The organism is Bacillus yapensis, from assembly GCF_005280205.1.
GTDB classification, from domain to species: domain Bacteria; phylum Bacillota; class Bacilli; order Bacillales; family Cytobacillaceae; genus Robertmurraya; species Robertmurraya yapensis.
Genome location: NZ_SUND01000012.1, coordinates 32,405 through 58,744 on the forward strand (window position 1 = coordinate 32,405; position 26,340 = coordinate 58,744).

At 38.7% G+C, this 26,340-nt stretch carries 26 protein-coding genes and 1 other annotated feature; of the genes, 20 read left to right on the forward strand and 6 right to left on the reverse strand.

Annotated features, from left to right (window positions below):
- Positions 1–124: 124 nt before the first annotated feature.
- From FAR12_RS14675 to FAR12_RS14690, 4 genes are all read left to right on the forward strand, one after another.
- Positions 125–1,318 (forward strand): MDR family MFS transporter, encoded by a 1,194-nt coding sequence (locus tag FAR12_RS14675; RefSeq protein WP_126409508.1) that lies wholly within the window; start codon positions 125–127, stop codon positions 1,316–1,318.
- 148 nt (positions 1,319–1,466) lie between these two features.
- Positions 1,467–1,688, forward strand: a binding site (T-box leader).
- A 104-nt stretch (positions 1,689–1,792) separates the two neighbouring features.
- Positions 1,793–4,207 carry a leucine--tRNA ligase gene (gene leuS, locus FAR12_RS14680; protein WP_126409510.1) on the forward strand — a complete coding sequence of 805 codons (2,415 nt, stop codon included), beginning with the start codon at positions 1,793–1,795 and terminating at the stop codon, positions 4,205–4,207.
- A gap of 162 nt (positions 4,208–4,369) precedes the next feature.
- On the forward strand, positions 4,370–4,678 hold the full coding sequence (locus tag FAR12_RS14685) for a rhodanese-like domain-containing protein (RefSeq protein ID WP_126409512.1): 309 nt from the start codon (positions 4,370–4,372) through the stop codon (positions 4,676–4,678).
- Between the two features lie 255 nt (positions 4,679–4,933).
- A complete protein-coding gene (locus FAR12_RS14690; RefSeq protein WP_126409514.1) occupies positions 4,934–5,122 on the forward strand; it encodes a sporulation protein Cse60 in 189 nt (62 codons plus the stop codon).
- Between the two features lie 17 nt (positions 5,123–5,139).
- On the opposite strand, the gene FAR12_RS14695 is transcribed toward FAR12_RS14690, so the two are convergent.
- Positions 5,140–6,414 (reverse strand): BaiN/RdsA family NAD(P)/FAD-dependent oxidoreductase, encoded by a 1,275-nt coding sequence (locus FAR12_RS14695; RefSeq protein WP_126409516.1) that lies wholly within the window; start codon positions 6,412–6,414, stop codon positions 5,140–5,142.
- Positions 6,415–6,624: 210 nt separating this feature from the next.
- Here FAR12_RS14695 and FAR12_RS14700 point away from each other — a divergent pair, with 210 nt between their 5' ends.
- Positions 6,625–8,244 (forward strand): putative polysaccharide biosynthesis protein, encoded by a 1,620-nt coding sequence (locus FAR12_RS14700; RefSeq protein ID WP_126409518.1) that lies wholly within the window; start codon positions 6,625–6,627, stop codon positions 8,242–8,244.
- A gap of 45 nt (positions 8,245–8,289) precedes the next feature.
- Here FAR12_RS14700 and FAR12_RS14705 read toward each other — a convergent pair whose 3' ends face one another.
- On the reverse strand, positions 8,290–8,484 hold the full coding sequence (locus tag FAR12_RS14705) for a hypothetical protein (protein ID WP_246010404.1): 195 nt from the start codon (positions 8,482–8,484) through the stop codon (positions 8,290–8,292).
- A 149-nt stretch (positions 8,485–8,633) separates the two neighbouring features.
- Between FAR12_RS14705 and FAR12_RS14710 the strand changes: the two genes are divergently transcribed.
- Positions 8,634–9,353, forward strand: a complete 720-nt coding sequence (locus tag FAR12_RS14710; RefSeq protein ID WP_126409522.1) for a pseudouridine synthase — start codon at positions 8,634–8,636, stop codon at positions 9,351–9,353.
- 130 nt (positions 9,354–9,483) lie between these two features.
- Here FAR12_RS14710 and FAR12_RS14715 read toward each other — a convergent pair whose 3' ends face one another.
- Positions 9,484–9,705, reverse strand: a complete 222-nt coding sequence (locus tag FAR12_RS14715) for a DeoR family transcriptional regulator (protein ID WP_126409524.1) — start codon at positions 9,703–9,705, stop codon at positions 9,484–9,486.
- 388 nt (positions 9,706–10,093) lie between these two features.
- Here FAR12_RS14715 and FAR12_RS14720 point away from each other — a divergent pair, with 388 nt between their 5' ends.
- The 5 genes from FAR12_RS14720 (at position 10,094) to FAR12_RS14740 (ending at position 15,823) form a co-directional block, all read left to right on the forward strand.
- Positions 10,094–11,371 (forward strand): M48 family metallopeptidase, encoded by a 1,278-nt coding sequence (locus FAR12_RS14720; RefSeq protein ID WP_126409526.1) that lies wholly within the window; start codon positions 10,094–10,096, stop codon positions 11,369–11,371.
- A gap of 92 nt (positions 11,372–11,463) precedes the next feature.
- Positions 11,464–12,177: an ABC transporter ATP-binding protein gene (locus FAR12_RS14725; protein ID WP_126409528.1), complete on the forward strand. Its 714-nt coding sequence runs from the start codon at positions 11,464–11,466 to the stop codon at positions 12,175–12,177.
- Positions 12,170–13,351: an ABC transporter permease gene (locus FAR12_RS14730; protein ID WP_170972217.1), complete on the forward strand. Its 1,182-nt coding sequence runs from the start codon at positions 12,170–12,172 to the stop codon at positions 13,349–13,351. The genes FAR12_RS14725 and FAR12_RS14730 overlap by 8 nt, the downstream gene beginning before the upstream one ends.
- A gap of 80 nt (positions 13,352–13,431) precedes the next feature.
- Positions 13,432–14,829 carry a dipeptidase PepV gene (gene pepV / locus FAR12_RS14735; protein WP_126409532.1) on the forward strand — a complete coding sequence of 466 codons (1,398 nt, stop codon included), beginning with the start codon at positions 13,432–13,434 and terminating at the stop codon, positions 14,827–14,829.
- Positions 14,830–15,046: 217 nt separating this feature from the next.
- Positions 15,047–15,823 carry a hypothetical protein gene (locus tag FAR12_RS14740; RefSeq protein WP_126409533.1) on the forward strand — a complete coding sequence of 259 codons (777 nt, stop codon included), beginning with the start codon at positions 15,047–15,049 and terminating at the stop codon, positions 15,821–15,823.
- A gap of 227 nt (positions 15,824–16,050) precedes the next feature.
- Here FAR12_RS14740 and cysK read toward each other — a convergent pair whose 3' ends face one another.
- The gene (cysK, locus tag FAR12_RS14745) at positions 16,051–16,986 is read right to left on the reverse strand and encodes a cysteine synthase A (protein WP_126409534.1); all 936 of its coding nucleotides are present in this window, start codon (positions 16,984–16,986) and stop codon (positions 16,051–16,053) included.
- Between the two features lie 185 nt (positions 16,987–17,171).
- Here cysK and thpR point away from each other — a divergent pair, with 185 nt between their 5' ends.
- The 4 genes from thpR (at position 17,172) to FAR12_RS14765 (ending at position 20,698) form a co-directional block, all read left to right on the forward strand.
- On the forward strand, positions 17,172–17,732 hold the full coding sequence (gene thpR / locus FAR12_RS14750) for an RNA 2',3'-cyclic phosphodiesterase (RefSeq protein ID WP_126409535.1): 561 nt from the start codon (positions 17,172–17,174) through the stop codon (positions 17,730–17,732).
- Between the two features lie 24 nt (positions 17,733–17,756).
- Positions 17,757–18,710 (forward strand): nuclease-related domain-containing protein, encoded by a 954-nt coding sequence (locus tag FAR12_RS14755; RefSeq protein ID WP_126409536.1) that lies wholly within the window; start codon positions 17,757–17,759, stop codon positions 18,708–18,710.
- Positions 18,711–18,725: 15 nt separating this feature from the next.
- Positions 18,726–19,673, forward strand: a complete 948-nt coding sequence (locus tag FAR12_RS14760) for a diacylglycerol/lipid kinase family protein (protein WP_126409537.1) — start codon at positions 18,726–18,728, stop codon at positions 19,671–19,673.
- A 242-nt stretch (positions 19,674–19,915) separates the two neighbouring features.
- On the forward strand, positions 19,916–20,698 hold the full coding sequence (locus FAR12_RS14765) for a phosphotransferase family protein (RefSeq protein ID WP_126409538.1): 783 nt from the start codon (positions 19,916–19,918) through the stop codon (positions 20,696–20,698).
- On the opposite strand, the gene FAR12_RS14770 is transcribed toward FAR12_RS14765, so the two are convergent.
- Entirely contained in the window at positions 20,695–20,964 is a 270-nt protein-coding gene (locus FAR12_RS14770; RefSeq protein WP_126409539.1) for a YtzH-like family protein, read from the reverse strand. The genes FAR12_RS14765 and FAR12_RS14770 overlap by 4 nt on opposite strands.
- Positions 20,965–21,121: 157 nt before the next feature.
- Between FAR12_RS14770 and trmB the strand changes: the two genes are divergently transcribed.
- Together trmB and FAR12_RS14780 are read left to right on the forward strand one after the other, a co-directional pair.
- The gene (gene trmB, locus FAR12_RS14775) at positions 21,122–21,760 is read left to right on the forward strand and encodes a tRNA (guanosine(46)-N7)-methyltransferase TrmB (RefSeq protein WP_126409540.1); all 639 of its coding nucleotides are present in this window, start codon (positions 21,122–21,124) and stop codon (positions 21,758–21,760) included.
- A 272-nt stretch (positions 21,761–22,032) separates the two neighbouring features.
- Complete coding sequence (locus FAR12_RS14780) at positions 22,033–22,872, forward strand: YtnP family quorum-quenching lactonase (RefSeq protein WP_126409541.1); 840 nt, start codon at positions 22,033–22,035, stop codon at positions 22,870–22,872.
- A gap of 377 nt (positions 22,873–23,249) precedes the next feature.
- On the opposite strand, the gene FAR12_RS14785 is transcribed toward FAR12_RS14780, so the two are convergent.
- On the reverse strand, positions 23,250–23,564 hold the full coding sequence (locus FAR12_RS14785) for a PepSY domain-containing protein (protein ID WP_126409542.1): 315 nt from the start codon (positions 23,562–23,564) through the stop codon (positions 23,250–23,252).
- A 172-nt stretch (positions 23,565–23,736) separates the two neighbouring features.
- Here FAR12_RS14785 and FAR12_RS14790 point away from each other — a divergent pair, with 172 nt between their 5' ends.
- From FAR12_RS14790 to FAR12_RS14800, 3 genes are all read left to right on the forward strand, one after another.
- Positions 23,737–24,804: a M42 family metallopeptidase gene (locus FAR12_RS14790; RefSeq protein WP_126409543.1), complete on the forward strand. Its 1,068-nt coding sequence runs from the start codon at positions 23,737–23,739 to the stop codon at positions 24,802–24,804.
- Positions 24,805–25,022: 218 nt separating this feature from the next.
- Entirely contained in the window at positions 25,023–25,529 is a 507-nt protein-coding gene (locus tag FAR12_RS14795; RefSeq protein ID WP_126409544.1) for a DUF84 family protein, read from the forward strand.
- 172 nt (positions 25,530–25,701) lie between these two features.
- Positions 25,702–26,211, forward strand: coding sequence for a hypothetical protein (locus FAR12_RS14800; protein ID WP_126409545.1), 510 nt, complete (start codon positions 25,702–25,704; stop codon positions 26,209–26,211).
- Positions 26,212–26,340 lie beyond the last annotated feature (129 nt).

The following is a 26,340-nucleotide window of genomic DNA, read 5'->3' on the forward strand; positions in this document are numbered from 1 at the left end:
ACAGCTTTTCTGTTTCTAAATCAACCTCAATATTTGTCAAAACTTATTCATTGAACTCCTTCTGAAAAAGGAATAATATATAATCTTGAGACTTTGGAGAATTAACCGGAAAGGAGCGATGGGTATGCCTCGTTCTCTCTGGCTTTTAATAATTGGGATGGCTGTTAATGTTACAGGATCTTCTTTTTTATGGCCATTAAATGCAATTTACATTCATGATCACTTAGGAAAATCACTTTCCATTGCAGGATTTGTTCTGATGCTAAATTCAGGAGCATCTGTCATTGGGAATTTAATTGGTGGCAGTCTTTTTGACAAAATTGGAGGCTACAAATCCATTCTTTTGGGAATTGGGATAACGGTTACTGCCTTAACTGGCTTAACGATTTGGCATGACTGGTTGCCATACGTCATTTTTCTTACAATTATCGGTTTCGGCTCAGGAATCATCTTTCCTTCTATGTACGCGATGGCCGGTTCTGTTTGGAAAGAAGGCGGAAGGAAAGCCTTTAATGCGATATATGTTGCGCAAAATTTAGGTGTTGCTGTAGGATCAACCCTAGGTGGATTCGTAGCATCCTATTCCTTCCAATGGATCTTTTTAGCCAATACACTCATGTATTTTATTTTCTTATTCATTGCATTGTTTGGATATCGAAGCATTAAGTCAGATTCCCACATGCAGCCAACCGTTCTTTCAGAAAAACAACCTATCAAAGATTATACGAAGTTGTATGCATTGTTAACTCTTTGTATAGGTTATTTATTATGTTGGGTTGGATATGTTCAGTGGCAAGCGACCATTTCTACGTATACGCAGGAGTTGAATATTTCTTTAAAGCAATACAGCTTTTTGTGGACGGTTAATGGTGCTTTGATTGTTCTAGGTCAGCCGATTTTAAATCGTGCATTAAAATCGTTTGAGAAAAACATCAAGTTACAAATGGTTATTGGGATGTTGATTTTTATTGGCTCATTCTTAGTTGCTGCAAAAGCAGAAGCCTTTTCAGGTTTTATGACGGCGATGGTGATTTTAACAATCGGGGAAATGTTAATATGGCCAGCAGTCCCAACAATTGCATCTAAGCTTGCTCCGAAAGGAAGAGATGGCTTTTATCAAGGAATTGTTAATAGTACGGCAACTGGTGGAAGAATGATTGGGCCTGTACTTGGTGGTTTGTTGGTCGACTTATATGGAATGCCAATGCTGTTCACTGTGTTGTTATTCTTGATTGGTATTTCAATCGTGACCACTCTTCTTTATGATCGGAAGCTCAAGGTAATTCCACAGGAAGAACCAGTCAGTTTCCGGAATTAATTCGTTTTTTTTCCTGAATTCGTGTATATTTTTCCGAAATTCTTGCTAAAAAGATAACAAGGCAAGAACATTCTAGAAGATTGCGACATACATTATGTAACGACTTGCATATGTAACGGAAATTTAATACAATATTTTTAAATCAATTTTAATGACAGTGATAAGGAATAGTAATGGTGTAAGAAACCCGTGTTAGAGAGTTGACGGCTGGTGAAAGTCAATCGGGACCATCATGAACTCGCCTTTGAGTCGCAAGTGCGAAAGGTAAGTAGTGCTTGCCGTTGCCCGCGTTAAGGGTGAATGAAGCGAGTGACTTGGTCACTAATGTGGGTGGTACCGCGGGAGAATATATATTCCTCTCGTCCCTTTTGGGATGAGGGGTTTTTTTGTATAAAAAATTCTTGTAGTCGACCACATCCTGTCTCGTCAGTACATACGGCAATATATTTTATTTATTTTTAGGAGGAACGAAAGATGAGTTTTCATCATCAAGAAATTGAAAAGAAGTGGCAAAGCTACTGGGAAAACAATAAAACATTCAAAACGAGCGAAGAAAAAGGGAAAAGAAAATTCTATGCCCTTGATATGTTCCCGTATCCATCTGGTGCAGGTCTTCACGTTGGTCACCCTGAAGGGTACACAGCAACTGATATCCTTTCAAGAATGAAGCGTGCCCAAGGCTATAATGTTCTTCATCCAATGGGTTGGGATGCATTCGGTCTTCCAGCGGAGCAATATGCTTTAGATACAGGAAATGACCCAGCTGATTTTACAAAGCACAACATTGAAACGTTTAAGCGCCAAATTAAAGCGTTAGGCTTTTCTTATGATTGGGATCGTGAAGTGAATACGACAGATCCGGAATATTACAAGTGGACACAATGGATCTTTTTAAAGCTATATGAAAAAGGTCTTGCTTATATTGATGAGGTTGCGGTGAACTGGTGTCCAGCTCTTGGGACAGTTCTAGCGAACGAAGAAGTCATTGATGGTAAAAGTGAGCGCGGTGGACATCCAGTTGAACGCCGCCCGATGAAGCAATGGATGCTAAAAATTACGGCTTACGCTGATCGTTTACTTGAAGACTTAGAAGAATTAGATTGGCCAGATAGCTTAAAAGAAATGCAACGTAATTGGATTGGACGTTCTGAAGGTGCAGAAGTGACTTTCCAAATTGAAGGTCATGATGAGACATTCACGGTATTCACAACACGCCCTGATACATTATTCGGTGCAACTTACGCTGTTATTGCGCCTGAGCATGAATTAGTTGGTAAAATTACAACGGCAGACCAAAAAGTAGCCGTAGACACATACTTAGATCAAGTAAAAACAAAGAGTGATTTAGAGCGTACTGACTTAGCGAAGGATAAAACAGGGGTATTCACAGGCGCTTACGCGATTAATCCAGCTAATGGCGAAAAAATGCCGATCTGGATCGCAGATTATGTTCTTGTAAGCTATGGTACGGGTGCGATTATGGCGGTTCCAGCTCATGACGAGCGTGATTTTGAATTCGCACAAAAATTTGATTTGCCAATTATTGAGGTTGTTGCTGGTGGAGACGTTACAACAGAAGCGTATACTGGTGACGGAGAGCACGTAAACTCTGATTTCTTAAATGGATTAAATAAAGAAGATGCCATTGCGAAGATGATTGCATGGCTTGAAGAAAAGGGCATTGGTACGAAAAAGGTAACATACCGTCTACGCGATTGGTTATTTAGCCGTCAACGTTACTGGGGTGAGCCAATTCCAATTATTCATTGGGAAGATGGCACAATGTCAGCAGTTCCTGAAGAAGAGCTTCCATTAACACTTCCTGTTACAAAAGAAATTAAGCCTTCTGGAACAGGAGAGTCTCCTTTAGCGAATATCGCTGACTGGGTTAATGTAGTAGATCCGAAAACAGGTAAAAAGGGTCGTAGAGAAACAAACACAATGCCACAATGGGCAGGTAGCTGCTGGTACTACTTACGTTATATTGATCCGAAAAACGATCAAGCATTAGCGGATAAAGAGAAATTAGCAGAATGGTTACCAGTTGATATTTATATTGGTGGAGCAGAACATGCGGTACTTCACCTTCTATATGCTCGATTCTGGCATAAGGTTCTTTATGATCTTGGTGTGGTTTCAACAAAAGAGCCATTCCAAAAGCTATTCAACCAAGGGATGATCCTAGGTGAAGGCAATGAAAAAATGAGTAAATCAAAAGGTAATGTTGTTAACCCTGATGATATTATCGAAAGCCACGGTGCCGATACGTTACGCCTTTATGAAATGTTCATGGGCCCACTAGATGCGTCGATTGCATGGTCAACGAATGGTCTTGATGGCTCACGTCGTTTCTTAGACCGAATTTGGCGTTTATTAGTGGAAGAGGATGGCAGTTTAAGTCCGAAGGTTCAAGACAGTGAAGATACCCTTTTAGAAAAGGTTTATCACCAAACGGTGAAAAAGGTAACCGAAGATTTTGAAGGCCTACGCTTTAACACAGCGATTTCACAGCTTATGGTCTTCATTAATGATGCTTACAAAGCGCCAGTATTGCCAAAACGTTATGTGGAAGGCTTTGTGAAGATGCTTGCTCCAATCGCTCCTCATATTGCTGAAGAGCTTTGGTCGAAACTAGGTGGAACTGAAACAATTTCTTATGAAGCATGGCCAGCTTTTGATGAAGCGAAGCTTGTAGATGATGAGGTTGAAATTGTTGTCCAAATCAACGGCAAGGTAAAAGCGAAGTTGATGGTTCCAGCCGATGCTAATAGAGAAGCTCTTGAAGAAATTGCCATGGGCGATGTCAATGTGAAAGAGCAAATTGACGGAAAAACAGTCCGTAAAGTAATTGCGGTCCCAGGCAAGCTTGTTAATATCGTAGCGAACTAATAGTCAAAAATGCAGTCCAAGTAGGGCTGCATTTTTTTGAAGATGTCAGGAAGAAGAAAGTCACTAAAGCGTATGATTTTTTTCCATTCGACACTATGTGATAAAATAATCCTACCGTTTACAAGGTGAAAAGATTAGAAAATAAAAGGAGCTTATAAATAAATGGAACCAATTAATATTATTACAACAGAAGAACTAGAAAAGAAAATCGAAAATGGCGAAGAGTTGAACCTGATCGATGTTCGTGAAGACGAGGAAGTTGCAGAAGGCATGATTCCTGGGGCAAAGCATATTCGTATGAATGATATCCCTGCTCGCATAGATGAACTTGATAAAGACAAAGAGTATATCTTCATTTGTCGTTCAAGTAGACGAAGCGAAAATGTTTGCTACTACTTGCAAGACCAAGGATATAAAGTTCGCAACATGGTTGGCGGTATGCTTGACTGGAAAGGCGAAATTGTATTCTAAGAGGTTTTAGAACTCTTCTAATCTGTCCATAATGGTAAAAAACGCTTTTTTCGTGTTGCTTGTTGTGTTTTTTTGTAAATGTCCTAAAGCCGACATTTACACCTCTTACGCGGTTTAGTGCTACAAATTATTTTTGCACAGCACTTTTCGCTACCGTTTGCTGTTTTTAAGAGGAAAAATTGCAATTCATTTAATGAATTTTTATCTAAAGGCAACAAGCTTTTGCGAAAAGAGCCTTATTGGGAGAGAAGAACAATGATCCAGGTTAAATTATTTGATCAGGAACATGAGAAAGACTTAGAAAAAGTAATGAATCGTTTTTTAGAAAAACTAGATGAAAAAAAACTACTCGATATTAAATACAACATTGCAGCATTACCTGAGGATGATGAATCGCCAGAACAGATTTATTGTTTTTCTGCGATGGTCATCTACAGAAAATAAGGAGTTTGACATTATTGTCAAACTCCTTTCGTTTTAGCAAAAATAGCGGCATTCGTTCCAGCTAATCTTCCAGTTACAAGTGCAGAAGTAATATTGTATCCGCCTGTATACCCGTGGATATCGAGGATTTCACCGCAAAAATACAGTCCATTCATTTTCTTAGAAGCCATTGTTTGTGGCTCGATCTCTTTGACAGAAACACCACCACCTGTAACAAAGGCCTTTTCGATTGGGAGCGTACCATCTACCTTAAATTCAAACTGCTTACAGCTATGCGTAAAGGCACGAATTTTCTCAGCGGAAATATTGGCTCCTTGAGCAGCCGGGTCAATGCCGTTTCTCTCTAAAAGAAATAGCAAATACCGTTCAGGGACTAAGCCTTTTAAAATATTCTTGATGCTTTTTTTCGGTTCGGCTTTGACTAGAGCCATGAACTCTTGAAAAAGAGGCTCCTGCTTTTTATCAGGAATGACATCTAAGCTCATTGTCACTTCTTTGAGGTCCCATTTTTTCTTCGCTTTCACGACAAACTGACTACAGCGAAGGACCGCTGGACCGCTCACGCCAAAATGAGTAAAAATCATATCCATTTGATGGGTAATAAGTGCTTTTCCTTTTGGGTTTAAAACACTTAAAGCTACATCTCGCAAAGATAATCCTTGTAATACCTTTTCTTGGATAAATGGCTCTGAGGAAGTAATCGGAACCTCCGTCGGATATAAATCGGTGATCGTGTGACCAGCTTTCCTCGCCCAAGCATATCCGTCACCTGTTGAACCAGTGTGTGGGACTGATTTGCCACCAACGGCAATAACAATCGCTTTTGTCTCATAGCTGTCTCCATCTCTAAAATGGACAGAGGCCGTGTGGTCATCTTGATATTTAACATCAGCAACAGGAGAATTCGTTTTAATATGTACCCTTAAGTCCTTCAGGCGATTCAGCAGTGCATCGACAACAGACTGAGCTTTATTTGAAACGGGAAACATTCTTCCATGGTCCTCTTCCTTAAGCTGTACTCCTAGCTTTTCAAAGAAAGCGATAATATCTTCGTTATTAAAAATCGAAAATGCACTGTGTAAAAAGCGACCATTCCCAGGAATATGCTTGATGATTTCATCAATCGGAAGTCGATTAGTAACGTTGCATCTTCCTCCACCTGATATCGCTAATTTGCGGCCGAGCTTGTCTCCTTTATCGACTAAAAGTACACGTGCGCCTTGTTCGCCCGCAGCGATGGCCGCCATTAGACCAGAAGGACCACCACCGATTACTATCACATCATATTGCATGTTTTTGTCTCCTTAAAAAATTTTATATAGAAATTCCATTAAAACTTTATGAAAATAAAGCCAATCAGTATATTATAGAACATGGACGATTATTATGAAAAGAATACAACTAGCTCTAATTTTAGTAGCAGTTATTCTTAAAGAAGTGTAAACTGTTTAGTTGTATAATTTATTTTGATTCTAGCTGATTTCTAATTAGGATGGGATGTTATGTCTTCAAAGCTGTTAAGAGGAACTTTTATCTTAACCTTAGGTACTTTTATATCAAAATTTCTAGGTTTGTTCTATGTAATTCCATTTTTTGCTTTAGTCGGCGAGGAAGGAACAGCCCTTTATAATTATGCTTATATTCCTTATACGATTTTTATTAGTATTGCCACCGGAGGGATTCCGGCATCAGTTTCTAAATTTATTTCAAAATATAATGCAATTGAAGAATATGAAGTTGGAAGAAAGTTATTTAAGACCGGACTAGTTTTGATGGGGATTACCGGCATCATCTCCTTTCTTATTTTATATGCGGCTGCCCCAAGCTTAGCTGGCACGGTCATCACAGATCCTGAATTTTTAGCTCATAAGGATGATGTAACAACGGTTATTAGAGCGGTAAGCTTTGCTTTAATTATCATTCCTTTAATGTCCATTATCCGAGGATATTTTCAAGGGCACCAATCGATGGAGCCGACTGCGATCTCTCAGGTTGTTGAACAAATTGTGCGGATTGTATTCGTTCTTGTGGGGGCATTTGCCGTTTTACACCTCCTTAATGGAACCCTTGTTACTGCAGTCAGTGTCTCCGTTTTTGCGGCCTTTATTGGAGGATTAGGGGGGCTCGTGGTTTTATTATGGTATTGGTATAAGAAGAAGCCAGAATACGATGCTCTTTTACTAAATGATAAAAGAACGGTTGATATCTCGGTCAAAGAGATTTACAAAGAAATTCTCCTGTATTCAATCCCGTTTGTCTTAGTGGGAATTGCTAATCCACTATTTCAATTTATTGATCAGTTAACTTTTAATAAAACGATGGTTGCCATTGGCTATGATTTTAAGGATGCAGAATATGCATTTTCGATTTTAAACTTCCAAGCACAGAAGCTCGTGATCATTCCTGTTTCACTTGCAACTGCCTTTTCTCTAACATTAGTGCCGGCAGTTACAAGATCCTTTACGGAGCAAGACCAGCAGGGCTTGAATCGTCAATTAAATCAAACGTTCCAAGTACTTATGTATTTGACATTGCCAGCTACTCTAGGACTTTCTTTATTAGCAGAACCGTTTTACACGGTGTTTTATGCGGCTGATGCGTTAGGAACGGAAGTACTACAGGCGTATGCACCTATTGCGATATTGTTTGCTCTATACGCGGTCACTGCAGCGATTTTACAAGGAATTGACGCTCAAAAATTTAACATTCTCAGTTTATTAGTTGGTATTCTCATTAAGCTAAGCTTGAATATTCCGTTGATCAAATTAATGGAGACGAAGGGCGCGATTCTAGCGACTGCGCTTGGATACGGAGCGGCGATTTTAATCAATTTATTTGTCATCAAAGCATTTTCGAAGTATCGATACCGTCTTGTATTTAGAAGGGGCATGTTAATCGTTATTTTCACTGTCATTATGTATGTTGTGACAATGCTTGTGTACAGACTACTTTCTATGTTCTTATCTCCTGAAGTAAAATGGGAAGCACTAGTGATGATCATTATTTGTGCGGCAGTTGGAGCTGGAATTTATTTTTACTTAGGCTTAAAGACGAAGCTAGTGAATTTCTTATTTGGTTCGCGAGTCGATCGGATTTTAGCAAAATTACGAATAAAAGTGTAGCAAACTTTTGCAGGTCCCCACTTGAAGTGGAGACCTGTTTTTTCACTAGTAATTATCACTGTAAATTCCTAGTCTTCTTTCGATTCGCTCCACTCGTCGCTCAAGACGTTCTAATTGACGTTCGAACCTTTCGTTTTGACGTTCTAATTGATTAAGACGGCGCTCGATATTTCCGCCGCCACCTCCTGGAAACCCAGGAAATCCTGGGATAAATTGTTGTCCCTGTTGTCGATAGTACAAATTGCACACCTCCTAAGTGGGGGATTTAGGTTAGGGATTTCGTTTTTAGGATGACTAAAAATACGCTTAGTCGTGATAATAGTCTATGAAAAGCAGATTTGATTGTAAGGGCTCATGCCCATGATATAAGAATGAAATGAGGGCTCGTTATGAGAATTGATAAAATGTTGGCCAACCTTGGTTTTGGCAGTCGAAAAGAAGTGAAAAAGCTTTTAAAAGATGGAGCGGTTAAGGTCAATGACCGAGTCATAAAGGATGCCAAGGAGCATGTGGACCCTGAGAAAGATACAGTTACCTTACATGGTGAGGCTGTAGAATATAAGGAGTTTATTTATCTGATGATGAACAAGCCTCCTGGTGTCATCTCTGCGACGGAAGACAATCACGATCAAACAGTGATTGATTTATTAGAGATGGAGGACGCCGTCTTTTCGCCTTTTCCAGTAGGTCGATTGGATAAGGATACAGAAGGGTTGTTGCTTATCACAAATGATGGGCAGTTATCTCATCGCCTGTTATCTCCGAAAAAACATGTGCCGAAAACATATTTTGCGGTAATTGATCAAGAGGTAACGGAAGAGGATGTGGAGGCTTTTAAACACGGAGTCGTTTTAGACGATGGGTATGAAACGAAGCCAGGTGAACTGAAAATATTGAAGTCTGGTACTCGTTCTGATATTGAGTTAACGATTACAGAAGGAAAGTTCCATCAGGTAAAAAGAATGTTTGAAGCAGTGGGGAAACGTGTTGTGTATTTGAAACGCTTAACAATGGGACCACTTGAGTTGGATGAATCACTGGAGCTTGGCGAGTATCGTGAGTTAACCGATGAGGAGATTGAAAGTTTGATGGAGTATGAAGTGAAGTAGAGATTTCTGGAATTAATGTTAAAAGTTCCAGATTTACTTAGGGAAGTTCCGGAATTCAGTTGAAAAACCAAAAAAATCGCCTACCATATTGAGTAGGCGATTTATATTTTAGAAGTATCAATAGAGGTCATTAAGAGGTAATTTTTACTTTCTTCTGTGTCGTTGTCCACTTGCCTCGGCTAGGACTTTTTACTAAGTCATTGTAAGCCAAAACATTCAAATCTCGTTGGATCGTCCGAGGAGTTGTACCAAATTCTTCTACAAGCTCTTGTGTTGTGACAATTCCCTGCTGATTAATAAACATGTAGACGGATTTGATTCGGTTTATCATCCGGTTAGTTGAAGGTTTCAAAAAACCACTCCCTATCCTTTTTTCAAACCAGTGGCAGTTCCTACAGTTGACAGCTTATTATGAGAAATACTTCTCATACATATGTAATCTTCTTCTCCCTAGACAACCCCTTTATTCATTTCTACTAATAGGTTAAACCCTTAACAACAATTCTAAACTTATTTTCAAATAATTTCTACTTTATTATGAAAATTTTACATTTTGTTAAATCTGAAAATTCCCCCCTTTGCGTTAGGCTCAATAATACATATGGTTCGAGACAGGCTAAATATGAACAAAAATTGAATATTCTCATAATTTAATTTATCATTTTTCCTACTATCCTAATTTCATTTCCTAAGATATAATACATGTCATATTTGTCATTTATAGGAAAGGAAGTGTGAGTTTGGAGCAGGCATTAGAAAATCAACTTGTTCATAGAAAAGAAAATATTTATTTGGGTTTCGTTATGCTATTTAGTATCCTTGCGTATTTATTTTTAGCATTTTCAATCGTAGGTTTAATCATTATTGCACTTATTTTGTTTTTTTCTCTTATTCTCAATGGTTTTTACATGGGAGGGGTTAGACGGAATGGCGTCAAGCTGAGTGAAGAACAGTTTCCAGAGCTGTATCAGAAGGCTGTTGCCGTCGCAAAAGATATGGGCTTATCGAAAATTCCTGACATATATGTGATGGAATCGGAAGGTGTACTGAATGCCTTTGCTACAAGATTTTTCATGAAGGACATGGTTGTTCTATATTCAGGTATTTTTGATCTGATTGAAAGACATGGGGAAAAAGAAGTTCTCTTTGTTCTAGCTCATGAATTTGCCCACTTAAAACGTAAGCATGTACTTATTAGTCTATTAATTTTGCCAGCACTATGGGTACCTTTTTTAGGGAACGCTTATTTAAGAGCTTGTGAGTATACGTGTGACCGTTATGCAGCTTACTATATACAATCGTTAGAGGCTGCGACGAATGGTTTGTTAATGCTGGCAATTGGAAAAGAGCTTTATGCAAGAGTGAATCATGAGGCGTATATGAGACAGCTGAAAACAGAATCTGGATTTTTTGTATGGTTCAATGAAAAAATGTCGACTCACCCGCATTTACCAAAAAGAGTGTACGAGCTGTCAAAATGCTTCAGTCCGGATACAACAGAAGTGATAAAAGAGCCTAAGGGACGAGTCTGGCTGGGCATAGGGATTGGACTTCTTTCTATTGTTATTGTGATTACGGGTGCATTTTTTGCAGTCAAGGCTGTAAAGAATTTAGACCTTTTTTCTCAAATTATGATGGAAGTGGAAGGCACCACGCCTCTTATGAATGCGGCTGTGGATAATGACGTAGCACAACTTAGTACGCTGCTTGAAGAGGGAGAAGACATCAATGCAACGAATGTAGATGGCTATACAGCTCTTCATTTGACAGTTACAAACTTTTCCTATGAGGCTGCAGAATTGCTCCTGGATCATGGAGCAGATCCAAATACGATTAATGTTTATGACACGACTCCTCTAATGGAAGCAGTGTTTTATGATGATTTAGATATGGCTAGAATTTTACTCGAGTACGGGGCAGACGTAAGTATTAAAGATTCATATGGTTCGACTGCTTATGACTATGCTGTTGATTATGAGAATGAAGAATTAATAAAACTATTAGAATCATATCAATAGGCGTAAGGCCGTCCTTAGGGATGGCTTTTTTCTTTAAAAAAGCAAACTTTTTCTATTTAAATTCGTATATAAAAAATGGGAGGGATGTCGCTATGAGTTTACTAACCGTAGATATTAAGCAAGCAGGATACGAAAAAGAGAAGATAGTCATACAAGATATTCATTTCTCATTAGAAAAAGGAGAATTGATCGGCTTAATTGGCCCAAACGGGGCTGGCAAGAGCACAACAATTAAGACCATTTTAGGATTAATGGGATTTGTGGAAGGGGAAGCTGTTTTTCTACATGAAGAAAAATATGCGTACATTCCAGAAAGGCCGATATTTTATGATGAACTAACCTTATGGGAGCATTTAGATTTTGTTGCAGCTGTGGAGCAACTAGAGCAAAAGGAGTATCAACAACATGTAGAGGAACTTCTCCATCAATTTAAGTTATATGATGTTGCTCATCAGCTACCTTCAACGTACTCAAAGGGAATGCAGCAAAAGGCGATGTTAATTTTAGCGTTAATCACTAAGCCGTCTGTATACATAATTGATGAACCGTTCATTGGGCTTGATCCAAGTGCAGTTAAGTTACTCTTAACATCGATTGAGGAAGAAAGAAAACGTGGTGTCGGGATCATTATGTCTACTCACGTCCTAGATACGGCAGAGAAAGTATGTGATCGATTTTTGCTAGTGAATGAGGGGGAATTAGCTGCTTCAGGTACATTGGAAGAAATACAACAACAGTGTGGATTGGGGAATGCATCGTTATTCGACTGTTTCTACCATATTTCTGAGGGGCAGAAAAATGACTAGTTTTCAGTTGTTTCGTCGCCGTTTGACGCAGGATTGGTTGTATCAGTTAAGGACGTTTCGTTCCATTGCAGATTGGACAATTTGGTTATATATGATTATCCCCACCATTGTTATTTCTATTTTTATTTATCGCTCATGGTGGATTGATGGGGCACCAACATGGATGGAATGGATGCCGGCAAGTATCTTTTTTCTTTTAGGTTATTTCTTTTCATGGACGGGAGCGTATCGTTTTTATACGGATGAAGCTGACATGGTGTTTCTCATTAAGAAGGACTCATTATTTATTGGCCTGAGAAAATGGGGTTTTTTCTTCTCGTTGATCTTTCAAGCAGTAAATACCCTTGTCGTTGTCATTGCACTACTTCCATTCTTAATTCAGCATTTTCAGCTAACATGGGAGCATGCAATCTATTATTTTGTCTTTTTACTGGCGATGAAGTATTTTGTGATGTACTTGAAATTCCATCTCAAGAAAATCCAAAGTAAAATGAAAAGGATCATCTTGACAGTACTAGCGTTTCTTTTGTTAAGCTGGTGTGCTCAAGCTATTTCAATCCATTGGACAAGCGGGAACTTTTGGATTGTATTATGTATAGCGGTGATTGTTGGTTTTGTTGGCACGTTACTCTATTATCCTATTGTAAAGAAGAAATCGTTGTTTAATATAGAGCTAGCAATCGAACAAGCAGAAAAGCTAAAGCTTGTTAGTGCTATCCACCAAATGTCGTTTGATATTGAAAAAACGAAAGTATATTCAAGAAAAAAGCCATGGTTATTTCGAAATTCTAAACGGATTTTTAAAAAGAGAACTGCGAGAAGTGGCTTTCTAGAGTTATTCATCAAAGTATTTATTCGCAACAGCTCATACATATTAACTTACTTACAAATCTGCTCGGCGACTGTGGCTGCTCTAATCATCATTCCCCCTATTTGGATGAAGGTGATCATTTTCATAGGGTTTCTACTAATGATGTGGATTTGGTTAGGGATTACTTGGGAGCGTGTTGTTCTTTCACATCCTTTTACGAAAAAATATCAAGGCTATGATGCCTATTTTTCTGCACGTAATTGGGCAGTAGGAGTATTGTTCATCTGTGCAATTTTAGTAGTAGGATTGCTTGCGGGGAGCGGATATTTTTTGGTCAATCAAATTTCGTTTCCACAAGTATAGGGGGGACGAAAAGCAAAGTTCGATTTTTCGTCTAAAATATGCCATATTATAAATATAGATTGATGTATGGAGGAATCACGATGGATTGGATGAAGGAAGTTGAAGCTAGAAAAGAATCCTTAATCAAAGATACTCAGGAGTTATTGAAAATTAAGAGTCTTTTAGATGAAGAAAATACGACACCAGAGGCTCCGCTTGGAGAAGGTGTTAAGGAAGCATTGCAGTTCATGCTTGATTTAGGCGAGAAAGATGGATTTACAGCGAAAAATGTAGGCAATTTAGCCGGGCATTTGGAGTTTGGGCAGGGAGAAGAGCTCGTGGGCATTCTTTGCCATGTCGATGTTGTTCCTGAGGGAGATGGCTGGACAAGCGATCCTTATGCTGCTGAGATTCGTGATGGGAAAATATTTGCTCGTGGCGCGATCGATGACAAGGGGCCGACAATGGCTGCATATTATGCAATGAAAATTGTAAAGGACCTTGGTTTGCCATTGAATCGTCGTGTGCGCATGATTATTGGAACTGATGAAGAAAGCGATTGGCGTTGTGTTGATCATTATTTTGAGAATGAAGAAATGCCATCATTCGGGTTTGCTCCAGATGCCGATTTCCCAATTATTTATGCAGAAAAGGGAATTGCGGATTATGATTTAGTGCAAACTGCTAATACTTTTGATTTAAATGCACCAATTGTGGTGGAATCGTTCGAATCTGGAAGACGATACAATATGGTTCCTGATTATGCAAAAGCGGTGTTAACAGGGGAAATAAAAGATTTACATACACGTTTTGAAAGCTTTTTGAATGAAAAAGGTCTTGTAGGGAAACTTGAAGAGCAAGACGGACGAGTAACTTTAGAGGTTGAAGGTGTTTCTGCTCACGGGATGGAGCCGAATAAAGGGAAAAATGCTGGAATATTTTTAGCCCTCTTCCTGTCACAGGAAGAAATTGATGCAAAGGCTGCACAATATTTTCAGTTTGTGAAAAACTTCTTTTTTGAGGATTCACGTGGAAAAGGATTAGGAATTGCTTATACGGACGATATTACAGGTGATTTAACGATTAATGTTGGGAAGCTTTTTTATAGCAAAGAGCTTGGAGGAAAGCTTGGACTTAACATGCGTTACCCTGTCACAACAAATTTAGAAGAAACAAAGGCAAAGCTTGAGGACAAGATTACTGGTGAAGGTTTCACTATTGAGAACTTCTCGAATTCCAAGCCACACCATGTGGATGAGAACGACTTCCTCGTGCAAACTCTAAAGAAAGTCTATGAGGAGCAAACAGGTGAAAAAGCAGAATTACTGTCCATCGGTGGCGGCACCTATGCCCGCTCATTAAAATCAGGTGTTGCATTTGGCCCTCTATTCCCAGGAAGAGAAGACATCGCTCACCAAAAAGATGAGTATATGATTATTGATGATCTACTTAAAGCAACAGCCATATATGCTCAAGCAATTTATGAGTTGGCGAAATAGATAACAAACAAGAAGGCTTGGACAAAATGATATAATTCCTCCTGTGAATCGTACTTTGAACATTACTGCTAAAATAAATGATCTTCGGTAGAAGGAAATCAGGGTTTATGGTAATATCACATTAGGAAAATGAAGGCAATGTAACCTATGGGTTCAACCTCGCTGAAAAGTGGGTTGGACCCTTTTTTGCATTCTTAAAATTAAAGGAGGACAGTTAATGTTAAGAACAGAAAAGCTATTGCATCGGCTGGACGAGATTGGAAAATCGCTCGAAAGAAAAGGGGGTGCCCTATTATTATTGGGTGTGGGTTCTGTTGGAATTGAGACTGCTAGACTGGACGATTATTCAGATTTGGATTTCTTTGTTATTGTAAAGCCAGAGCAGAAAAGCAGATATATCGACCATTTGGATTGGCTAGAAGAAGTTCAGCCTTTAGCCTATTCTTTTAAGAATTCGGAAATAGGATATAAAATTTTGTTCGAGGACGGCATTTATGGTGAATATGCAGTATTTGAGGAATCGGAGCTGATTAATAGTTCTTATACGGAAGGGAGAGTCGTTTGGAAGGATCCCTCGTACAACAACCCGGGAATTTCAAAACCTTCCAACCCGATACCTAGCCCCAAAAAAGATTCATTAGACTATCCTTTGAACGAAGCTTTAACGAATCTCTATGTGGGACTCGGCCGTTTTGCCAGGGGAGAGCGTCTATCAGCGACGAGGTTCATACAAGGTTATGCTGTCGACAGGATCTTATCTGTACTTCATTTGCTGGAACAAGAGCAGGATTACTTTCCCGATCCTTTCGGGAACGAGAGACGCTTGGAACAAAGATTCCCTCGTTTCGCGGAAATCATTGCTGATATGATACAGGGATATGAGCAGGTACCCGAATCGGCACTTCGAATTTTAAGCTTCATAGAAGAAGTGTATCCCGTTAATCGAAAACTAAGCGATGAAATACGACGTTTAGCCCAAATATCTTGCCGTTAACAAAGGCGTTGAATCTTATCATAAAACTAACCAGCTTCTTTAGTTCAATAACTTCCTCAAAAAAGGCAGTAATCCTTTTGAGACTATCACCAACCGTTGGGAAGTAATAGTTATATTAATACTTCATTCAAAAAAATACAGACCAAATCAATAAGATTTGGTCTGCTACTTACTATGCTTTTTTCTCCATAAAACGGAACTACGTCATCAGACGGCCGATTTCTTTTTTATGAGTGAAATTGAAAAACATCTGTAGATAAGTATCTCTCACCGGTGTCTGCTGTCATACAAACAACAGCGTCATTCGGTCCTAATGTTTTTGCTACTTGAAGGGCTGTGTAGCAAGCTGCACCAGAAGATGGACCCACTAGTATCCCTTCTTCACTTGCTAGGCGACGCGTAATGTCGTAAGCATCCTCATCGGTAACTAAGTGAATTTCGTCGTACACATTTGGATTTAAGGTGTCTGGTACAAATCCAGGGCTTGTCCCAACGAGCTTATGCTTACCAGGCTGACCTCCTGACAATACAGGTGAACCAGCAGGCTCAACGACGTGTACTTTAATATCCTCATAGTGTTCCTTTAAGACTTCACCAGTTCCTGTGATAGTACCACCTGTACCTGATGTTGCAACAAATGCCTTTAGCTCTTTGCCAATTTCCTTCATCGCTTCGATAATCTCGACCGCTGTTGTTTGACGGTGAGCATCAGGGTTTGCTGCGTTTTCAAACTGCATCGGAATAAAGCTATTCGGAATTTCCTTCGCTAATTCTTCTGCTTTTTTGATTGAGCCTGGCATTTTTTCATCCCCAGGGGTTAACACTACATCTGCACCATATGCTTTTAAAATATTGATTCTTTCTTGTGACATCGTGTCAGGCATTACTAAAATAGCTTTATATCCACGAGCTGCGGCGTTCATGGCAAGTCCGATTCCAGTGTTGCCGCTCGTTGGCTCGATGATTGTGGAGCCTTCTTTTAAAAGTCCCTGTTTTTCCGCTTCAATAATCATATTGTAAGCTGCACGGTCTTTGACACTGCGACTTGGATTAAAATATTCCAACTTTAAATAAACGGAAGCGCCATTTTCAGGAGCCAAGCGGTTTAGCTTTACGAGTGGAGTATCTCCAATTAAATCAGAGATATTTTGAACGACTTTCATAAAATCTTCCTCTCTTTATTCCATGAGGCATTTACATATGCCTCCATTTCGTTGTTCTTCATTATTATCATATCGAAAATAAACTATTCTGGGCAACTATTCGGACTAGAAAAGATTTACTCGAATCCCTTTACAACAAAATATCTGTTAAAATAATGTAAATGATTCTCAGAAAGGACGATATAATGGAAAAGAAGACACATTATTTTTATGCGTTGAAATTGCCTCATGAAGTGAAGCTTCAATTAGCGAAGATATGCAACCAGCTTCAGTTTCCTTTCGACCGTTGGGTTCACCAGGAGGATTACCATATTACCTTGGCTTTCTTAGGCTATGCTAATAAGGAGCAGCTTCAAGCCTCACTCCATTTTGTGAGAGAAATGCTCGCTGAAAGCCATTCTTTTCCGTTAACAATCGATCACTTAGGGGTTTTTGGAAAAAAGGACTCACCACGTATTTTCTGGGCAGGAACAGAACCTGAAGAACGTTTATCGAAATTGAGAAAATTAGTCTATAATGCATGTCATAAAGCTGAATTTCAACTTGAAACAAGACCCTTTCATCCTCATATAACGTTAGCGAGAAAGTGGACGGGAGATATTCCTTTTTCAGATAGTATACTCACTCAAAAGAATCCCTTTGTGCAAGATACAATTAACTTTCAAGCAAATGAAGTTGTTTTATATAAGACAGACTTAGTAAAAGTGCCGAAATATGAGGTAGTAGAGTCATTTAGATTAAACTAGTAGTTCTTTAAGGATGGATAATAAATGGGACAGTTAATAAAATTGCAGGATTATGTTTCGCGGTACGAACAGGATATTTTTCTATATCCGTCTCGTTTTGTGAGATTAAAAAAGCAGCAATGGGACAAGCTTCATCAGGCTTGGGAAGAAGGGGAATTTCCACAAGCTGTAGAAGAACCACAAACACAAGAATGGTTTGAAGAAGAGAAGGAACCTTTTTTACATAAAATCAAAGGGCTCTTGAGAAAAGGAAAGCAAGAAAGTGAACAAGAGGAAGTTGTTAAGACAGAAGAATCTCCCTTTGCGCCAACTTTCACTCATCGACCAACCACTGTCGATGAACTAAAGCGCCATTTCTTAGAACAGTTGTTTCATTTTCAAATGAAGTGGGCGAGTACAACTTTAGCAGAGAAAACCTATGTCAATAAAAAGTATTATTACGATGACCGGCTGAAGTATTTTTTACAAAGGTTTCCTGACACTTTCCTTGTGTTGTATCATCCGATTTTTCTGTTGAAAAAAGCTCCAGTTGAGGTCGAGCCGATTGTGATTACGCCAACGGATATTTGGTGTATTTCTTTCTTAGAGCAAGAGGAGTCAGCAGTATTTGTTGGTTCCAATGACCATTTTTGGACCAAACGCAATCAAAAGCAGGAAGAAAAGGTATTAAACCCTTTACTAGGCTTAAATAGAACGGAAAAAATTGTGAAACAAGTCTTAAAAATGTACGAAATTGAGCTTCCGGTTCATAAAGTGGTTTTATCTCGGAACGGATATATTGATTTTCCAGCAGTACCTTATGATATAAAACTGATCGAGAAACGAAATTATGAACAGTGGTTCCAACAGATGAGAGCACATCGCTCACCATTGAAGCATGTACAGCTTAAAGCCGCTCAGTCTCTTCTTCAATATTGTCTTACAACGAGTGTTCGTCGAGTTGAATGGGCGTCGGAATCTGAACAAGAATCTGAATAAATGTAGGTTGATTGAATGAGAAATTTATATGTAATCATTAATCCTCAAGCGAAAAATGGGTACTCAAAAAAGGTCTGGTTAGATGTCGAAAAGGAGTTACAATCAAGGCAGATTCCTTATACGGCTTTTAATACAGAATATCCTGGACATGCAACAGAACTAGCGAGGTCCATTTGCAAGGAAACCAAGCATGAGGATAAAGTGGTAATTGTTGTGATTGGTGGCGATGGCACCTTACATGAAGTAATCAATGGAACTGTAGGTGCAAAAAATGTCTCTGTCGGTTTTATACCAGGAGGCTCTGGTAATGATTTCAGCAGAGGCTATGGCATTCCGAAAAATCACCTCTCGGCTTTGAACCTTTTATTAAAACAAATCGATTTGCAGCCGATATTAGTAGATGTAGGTGAAATTGTACATAGCGAAGAAAAAACGACCTATTTTGTGAATAATATGGGGGCCGGCTTTGATGCCCTAATTACAAAAGAAGCGAACCATTCAAAACTAAAAAAAGTGATGAATCGTTTTTCCCTTGGGAATTTAATTTACGCTTATTTTGTTCTGAAAAAGCTTTTTACGTTTAAACGTACTGTAGTAAATATGACCATTGATGGGAAAAAATATAAATTTGAACAGACGTGGTTTGTGACTGTTTCGAATCAACCGTACTACGGTGGAGGAATGAAAATTTCTCCGAAGGCATCGGTTCGTGATGGATTATTAAATGTCACGGTCGTCCAAAATCTTTCAAGAATGAAGTTTCTATTTGTCTTTATTACAGTATTTTGGGGTGGACATGAGCGAATGAAAGAAGTGAAAAATTTTCTTGGAAAAGAGATTTTAATAGAATCCAAGGATCCACTTTTTGTTCATGCCGATGGAGAATTTATCGGGGAAACGCCAGTTAGTATCCAAGCTTGTCCGCAAGTTCTACCTTTAGTAACTAGGGAAATAGATAAATAGGGTACTTGACGATAAATGGTATTTGGAGATAAAATTTAAAAGATTAATGAATGCAGTTGCACTTATATGTATTTAAAAAATGATTCGATTTTTGATTAGGTATCTTTATTATGAAGTTTACACAAGATAGCTATTGTTGGGTTCTTGCTTCAGTAGCTGTCTTTTTTATTCTTACTACGTATTTTGTGATTTTAGCACTCTACTTTGCAAAGCTGAATTGCATCAAATGAAGGTGAACAATTTTGGAACACTTATTTGGACAAGAATGGGAAATTGTCCCTGCTGGAGGGGCAACTGGAGAAGCATTTTTTGCACAGCATAATGGACAAAGACTTTTCTTAAAGCGAAATTCCTCTCCGTTCCTTGCCGTTTTATCAGCAGAAGGAATTGTTCCAAAGCTTATTTGGACAAAGAGATTAGAGAGTGGAGATGTAATTACAGCGCAGCAATGGCTAGAGGGAAGAGAGCTTAAGCCCCCTGAAATGAATCATGAGAGGGTAGCCAAGCTTCTTCACAAAATCCATTGTTCAGACCCACTCCTAAGCATGTTAAAAAGAATGGGGAAAGCCCCATTACAACCAAATTATCTCCTTTATTCAATTGAGGAAACATTGGATCAAGAGTTACTTGCTCATCCAACAGTCACGTCATCCATACAGTTTTTGAAAAATGAACTTGCGAATATCCCAACGGATCTTCAGGTTGTGTGCCACGGGGACGTCAATCATAACAATTGGCTCTTGACTGAGGAAGATGACCAGTTGTATTTAATCGATTGGGATGGTGCCATGATTGGTGACCCAGCAATTGATTTAGGAATGATGCTGTATTGGTATATCCCACAGGAAAAATGGGTTGATTGGGTTCGTCTTTACGGCATTGAACTAACCGACCATCTACGTCTACGCATGAAATGGTATTTTGTTGCTCAGACGTTAAATTCGATTCAATGGTTAAAAGATAAAGAGCGAATAGAAGAAATGGAGAAGTCACTCCATGTTATCGAAGAACTTCTTCTTTTCTAAGAAAACTGGTCAACGTCACTGACCCATTGGGACAATTGCTGTTGATGAGATTCAATATGCTGGTCCAAATTATTAGATTGTATCCCGTTCTGACTATAATTGTGGATTTGTTCTAATACATTTGGATTGAGATTAGATTCGTCTTTTAAAGATTGGACAAGTCGTTCTAGTTGTTCCAGTTCGGAGACAGACCCGCAGCAATCCACTTGATGATTGCTCAAAATATCTTTTAATAGTTCAACTTGATTTTGTTGATTGAGAGGCATCGGTACCACCCTTTCGATACGGACAGATTTTAAAAGGAATTCACATCTAGCATGTGGATTCCTTTTCTTGATTATGCATCGTGTCATAACGGTGCTTGCGCTTTTTTTATACACATGATATGTTGTTTTGTATGAATATTTTTTTAGGGGTGTACAAATGCGTGTAAGACATAAGCCATGGGCAAGAGAAATGCTGGAGTCACATCCACAGTATGTTGTCTCTTCTCCTGAACAATATAAAGGCAATTGGAAAGCGGTTTTTGAAAAAGACCAGCCGCTTCATATTGAGGTTGGTACGGGGAAAGGTCGTTTTATTACAGAAATGGCCAAAGCCAATCCACATGTTAATTATATTGGGATTGAATTATTTGAAAGTGTGATTGTAACTGCACTTGACCGTTTGATAGAAGCGGATTTACCGAATCTTAGACTGTTAAATGTAAATGGAGAAAAATTAACAGAGTACTTCGCAAAGGGCGATGTCAGTCGAGTTTATTTAAACTTTTCTGATCCATGGCCAAAAACGCGTCATGCGAAACGTCGTTTAACATATAAGACCTTTTTAAAGCTATATGAGGAAATCCTGATTGATAAAGGAGAAATCCATTTTAAAACAGACAACCAAGGGTTATTTGAATATTCATTAATGAGTTTTTCAGAATATGGTATGTTGCTAAAATTCATTAGCCTTGATTTACACAATAGCGATTTTGAAGGAAACATTATGACGGAATATGAAGAGAAATTCTCTAATAAAGGCTTTCGCATTTATCGCTGTGAGGTTCAATATCAATAAGTATAGAGCTTATCCATTTTGTATGGGTAAGCTTTTTTGTATGATAAGGCTCTTTTCGCGAAGATTTTTGCCTTTGGGCAAAAATGATTAAAATATTTAGCAATATTTCCCTCTTAAAATCAGTATAGGTAGCGAAAAGTGCTGTGCAAAAACAATATGTAGCACTAAACCATGTAGGAGGTGTAAATGTCGGCTTTAGGACATTTACGGAAAAAACAATAATCAATAAGAAAACGACGTATGGTAAAATAACTCAAAAGGGGGATTTTACCATGGAAACTTTGCAAATCGGGCAATATTCACTGACTTGGTTAAGGGGAGGAGTGACCCATCTAGACGGAGGTGCCATGTTTGGAGTGGTTCCTAAGCCTTTGTGGTCAAAAAAATATCCTTCCAATGAAAACAACCAGATTGAACTCAGAACGGACCCTATCCTCATTCAAGGGAATGACATGAACATTCTTGTGGAATCAGGGATTGGAAATGGAAAGTTAACAGATAAGCAAAAAAGAAATTTCGGTGTCCTAGAGGAATCTCAAGTGGAGCAATCTTTAAGCGAACTTGGATTGACGCCAAGTGATATTGATTTTGTCATTATGACGCATCTTCATTATGATCATGCCAACGGACTGACAAAGCTTATCGATGGAAAGTATGTCTCGGTTTTTCCTAATAGTAAAATTATTATCTCTCAAGTGGAATGGGATGAAATGAGAAATCCCAACATCCGTTCCCACAATACATATTGGAAAGAAAATTGGGAGCCGATTATCGAACAGGTGCAGACATTTGGTCAGGAATACTCGATCGGTCCGATTAAAATGTTTTACACTGGTGGGCATAGCGATGGTCATTCGATTTTTGTTATCGAAGATGATGGAGACATAGCCGTTCATATGGCTGATATTATGCCAACCCATGCTCATCAGAATGTGCTATGGGTCATGGCCTATGATGATTACCCAATGCAATCTATTGCGGCAAAGCAAAAGTGGTTAGAATACGGGCTTTCGAAAAATGCTTGGTTCACTTTTTACCACGACGCCTATTATCGTGCTGTGAAGTGGGATGCAGACAATCAGTTGGATCAAGTGGTGAAGCGGGAAAGATAAAAAAACAGTCTAGCTTTGGGGCGGTATTGGCCCTTGGCTAGACTGTTTTGTTTTTGGTTAGTGATAGTGGGACAAGGAGTTTCTGGAAACAAACCGTCTTGATTGCCAAAAATTGCTCTGGATCGGCGAATTCTGTCAACCAAAAGGTAAATGATTGACAAAAATGACTCGCCATCGGAGAATTCTGTCAACCAAAAGGTAAATGACTGACAAAAATAGCTCGACTTCAGTGAATTTTGTCAACCAAAAGGTAAATGACTGACAAAAATAGCATGCCATCGGAGAATTCTGTCAATCAAAAGGTAAATGACTGACAAAAATAGCTCGACATCAGTGAATTGTGTCAAACAACCCCTCCATGCCTCTATAAAGTATCTTTATAAAAGCCTCACAGTATCTATAATCGCTCCTGTTTTTGCATCAGCGATAAATTCATATTGTGAGATTTCATGGCCAACGGTCCTTGATATGCCACCACGATATACATCATAAGTTAAGCCTTGTTTTTCATAGGATTCTGTTTTCATATGAATCCAAGAGCCACTAATAGGTCCAGATTGTTTAAACAACGATTTGGCATTGGCCAATGCTTTCTCAGGTGAAACGTTTGAATTTGTATCTAATAATTCTTTTGCGACAAATCCGCTAACAAGCCCAACACTTAATCCTAAAAAGAATGATTTCCAATTCAACTAAATGCCCCCTCATCAAGAATGAATTGTCTTCTAGTATGAACATATTTTATCACAGTTACAACATCGAAGGTGGCAAGTTGAAACAAACTTCTGTAAAATAAAGTTCATACAAATCAATCAATTCCATAATGACAAAATTGATAATACATATTGGCAAGGAGACGAGACCATGAACGAAAAAACAAGAGAACTGTTTAAAACATTAACAGAATTACCTGGGGCACCTGGAAATGAACATTTGGTTCGAAAATTCATGCGTGAAGAGCTAGCGAAGTATAGTGACGAAATCGTTCAAGACAAGCTAGGTGGCATCTTTGGAGTGCGTAAAGGTGAAGGTCCAACGGTAATGGTTGCTGGTCATATGGACGAAGTTGGATTCATGGTAACGGCCATTACAGAAAATGGTATGCTTCGTTTTCAAACTCTAGGTGGTTGGTGGAGTCAGGTTCTTTTGGCTCAACGCGTTCAAATTATTACGGATAATGGTCCTGTTATCGGAGTAATCGGTTCAATCCCTCCTCATTTATTAGATGAGGAAAAAAGAAAGAAACCAATGGAAATTTCAAATATGCTTATTGATATTGGCGCAGATGATCGGGAGGATGCTATTAAAATCGGGATCAAGCCTGGTCAACAAATCGTACCTATTTGTCCATTTACACCAATGGCAAATGAAAAGAAAATTTTAGCAAAATCATGGGACAATCGTTACGGTTGCGGGTTAGCGATTGAATTATTAGAGGCTGTTAAGGATGAGAAGCTTCCAAATACACTTTATTCAGGTGCTACTGTACAAGAAGAGGTTGGCTTGAGAGGTGCACAAACGGCAGCAACCATGATTAAGCCAGATATTTTCTTTGCATTAGATGCGAGCCCTGCCAATGATATGACAGGGGATAAAAAAGAATTTGGTCATCTAGGAAAGGGTACTTTATTAAGAATTTTGGACCGTTCTATGGTTACTCATCGTGGCATGAGAGAATTTGTTCTTGATACGGCTGAAAAACATGACATTCCTTATCAGTATTTCGTTTCTCCAGGAGGAACGGATGCAGGTCGCGTTCATATGACGAACGAAGGTGTTCCAAGTGCTGTTGTTGGAATTTGTTCACGCTATATTCATACACATGCGTCAATTGTTCACTTGGATGACTATGCAGCAGCAAAGGAATTAATCGTAAAATTAGTTAAAGCTTGTGACCGTACAACTGTAGAAACAATTAGACAGAATTCATAATAGAAGGCTCTTTTCGCAAAGGATACTGTTTTTTAGAAAGTAATAAAATTAATAGCAATATTTCTTTTCAAAACAGTAAGTAGTTAGCGAAAAGTGCCGTGCAAAAATAATGTGAAGCACTAAACCACCTTGTAGGTGTAAATGTCGGCTTTAGGACATTTACAAAAAAATAGTCAAAAAGAAATCAGTCTATGTGAAAAAGGAAGGGCTTAACAAAGATGAAAGTTGTAATAGGTACAAAAAATCCTGCCAAAATCAAAGCAGTTGAAGCTGCTTTTGAAGGCTATGTAGCAGAATTCGTCTCCGTGAACGTAGCTTCAGGGGTAAATGAACAGCCTTTTTCCGATGAAGAAACGATTAAAGGTGCCGTAAATCGTGCATTAGCGGCCTTGGAAGTAGGCGATGTGGGGATTGGCTTAGAAGGTGGTGTACACGAACACGAAAGTGGACTCTTTCTTTGTAATTGGGGAGCACTTGCTGTAAAAGGAGAAGCTCCTTTTATTGCAGGTGGTGCAAGGATCCCGTTACCGGAGGAAATCGCTTCTAAATTACGTTCTGGCAAGGAGCTTGGACCTGTGATGGATGAATATGCTCAGAAAGAGAATATTCGCAAGCAAGAAGGGGCAGTTGGCGTTTTTTCTAACGGGCGAGTTGATCGAGCAGAAATGTTTTCCCATGTCATGAAGCTTTTAGTTGGACAGTACGAATATAAACTTAAAAACTAGTTATTTTGCACCTGATCATTTGCGATCAGGTGTATTTTTTTTCGATATATAGGAAAATGGGCACGGTTGCCAGAACTTGAAATAGAAGGGTATGATAGAAACCAATGTGTTTAAACAATTGATTCATGATTGTAAAACAACATGTGCTTTTTCGTGCAAGGAGGAAATAACAATGAAACTTAAAGCGAAGGCGTTAGTAGTAAGTGTGATTGCATTTGGATTAATGAGTGGCTGTTCGGCTTCATTTGATGAAGCGAGGGATGAAGCATTGGTTGCAGTTGAGGAAACCTTTAAGGAAACACCAAAAGATACGAATAATAAAAATGATGATATAAAATTTTATTTACCATTCGGGTTTGAAGTAGAAGAAGAGACACCGAACAATATAATTTTGAAAAATGGCTCGAAGACTTATATTCTTTTTTATAATCTCCAAGAGGAGCCGAAGAGTGAAGTTGTGTTAAATGCTACTTTACAGCAAAAAAACTATGATATTACGGAACGCTTTCAACAGGATAACAAGCTCAGTTATGTTCTCGTGAACAAGAGCAATGATAAAGAGAATGAGGTTGTCGTAGGGATAGGTGGAGTGAAAATTACAAGTGAGGTAAAAACATCTAGCCTAAAGTCAGAAGCAGAAACCATGATGAGAATTGTGAAATCAGTAAAAGCGAATAAATGAAAAAAAGGTGTCAAGATTTGTTAGGAGAACCCTAGAAAATCTTTGACACCTTTTTTCATACTATAAGAAATTACTAGAAATACTAAAAAAGTGTTCCATTTTTACAAGAGCCGTTATACAATGAATCTT

Bases quoted from the DNA above. Each gene is read 5' to 3' on its own strand.
- FAR12_RS14700 (WP_126409518.1), top strand. From the start codon at position 6,625: ATGTCTTCAAAGCTGTTAAGAGGAACTTTTATCTTAACCTTAGGTACT.
- cysK (WP_126409534.1), bottom strand. From the start codon at position 16,986: ATGAAAGTCGTTCAAAATATCTCTGATTTAATTGGAGATACTCCACTC.
- FAR12_RS14740 (WP_126409533.1), top strand. From the start codon at position 15,047: ATGTTAAGAACAGAAAAGCTATTGCATCGGCTGGACGAGATTGGAAAA.
- FAR12_RS14795 (WP_126409544.1), top strand. From the start codon at position 25,023: ATGAAAGTTGTAATAGGTACAAAAAATCCTGCCAAAATCAAAGCAGTT.
- pepV (WP_126409532.1), top strand. From the start codon at position 13,432: ATGGATTGGATGAAGGAAGTTGAAGCTAGAAAAGAATCCTTAATCAAA.
- FAR12_RS14725 (WP_126409528.1), top strand. From the start codon at position 11,464: ATGAGTTTACTAACCGTAGATATTAAGCAAGCAGGATACGAAAAAGAG.
- FAR12_RS14695 (WP_126409516.1), bottom strand. From the start codon at position 6,414: ATGCAATATGATGTGATAGTAATCGGTGGTGGTCCTTCTGGTCTAATG.
- FAR12_RS14760 (WP_126409537.1), top strand. From the start codon at position 18,726: ATGAGAAATTTATATGTAATCATTAATCCTCAAGCGAAAAATGGGTAC.
- FAR12_RS14770 (WP_126409539.1), bottom strand. From the start codon at position 20,964: ATGCCTCTCAATCAACAAAATCAAGTTGAACTATTAAAAGATATTTTG.
- leuS (WP_126409510.1), top strand. From the start codon at position 1,793: ATGAGTTTTCATCATCAAGAAATTGAAAAGAAGTGGCAAAGCTACTGG.
- FAR12_RS14780 (WP_126409541.1), top strand. From the start codon at position 22,033: ATGGAAACTTTGCAAATCGGGCAATATTCACTGACTTGGTTAAGGGGA.
- FAR12_RS14685 (WP_126409512.1), top strand. From the start codon at position 4,370: ATGGAACCAATTAATATTATTACAACAGAAGAACTAGAAAAGAAAATC.
- FAR12_RS14690 (WP_126409514.1), top strand. From the start codon at position 4,934: ATGATCCAGGTTAAATTATTTGATCAGGAACATGAGAAAGACTTAGAA.
- FAR12_RS14800 (WP_126409545.1), top strand. From the start codon at position 25,702: ATGAAACTTAAAGCGAAGGCGTTAGTAGTAAGTGTGATTGCATTTGGA.
- FAR12_RS14755 (WP_126409536.1), top strand. From the start codon at position 17,757: ATGGGACAGTTAATAAAATTGCAGGATTATGTTTCGCGGTACGAACAG.
- FAR12_RS14675 (WP_126409508.1), top strand. From the start codon at position 125: ATGCCTCGTTCTCTCTGGCTTTTAATAATTGGGATGGCTGTTAATGTT.
- FAR12_RS14710 (WP_126409522.1), top strand. From the start codon at position 8,634: ATGAGAATTGATAAAATGTTGGCCAACCTTGGTTTTGGCAGTCGAAAA.
- thpR (WP_126409535.1), top strand. From the start codon at position 17,172: ATGGAAAAGAAGACACATTATTTTTATGCGTTGAAATTGCCTCATGAA.
- trmB (WP_126409540.1), top strand. From the start codon at position 21,122: ATGCGTGTAAGACATAAGCCATGGGCAAGAGAAATGCTGGAGTCACAT.
- FAR12_RS14790 (WP_126409543.1), top strand. From the start codon at position 23,737: ATGAACGAAAAAACAAGAGAACTGTTTAAAACATTAACAGAATTACCT.
- FAR12_RS14730 (WP_170972217.1), top strand. From the start codon at position 12,170: ATGACTAGTTTTCAGTTGTTTCGTCGCCGTTTGACGCAGGATTGGTTG.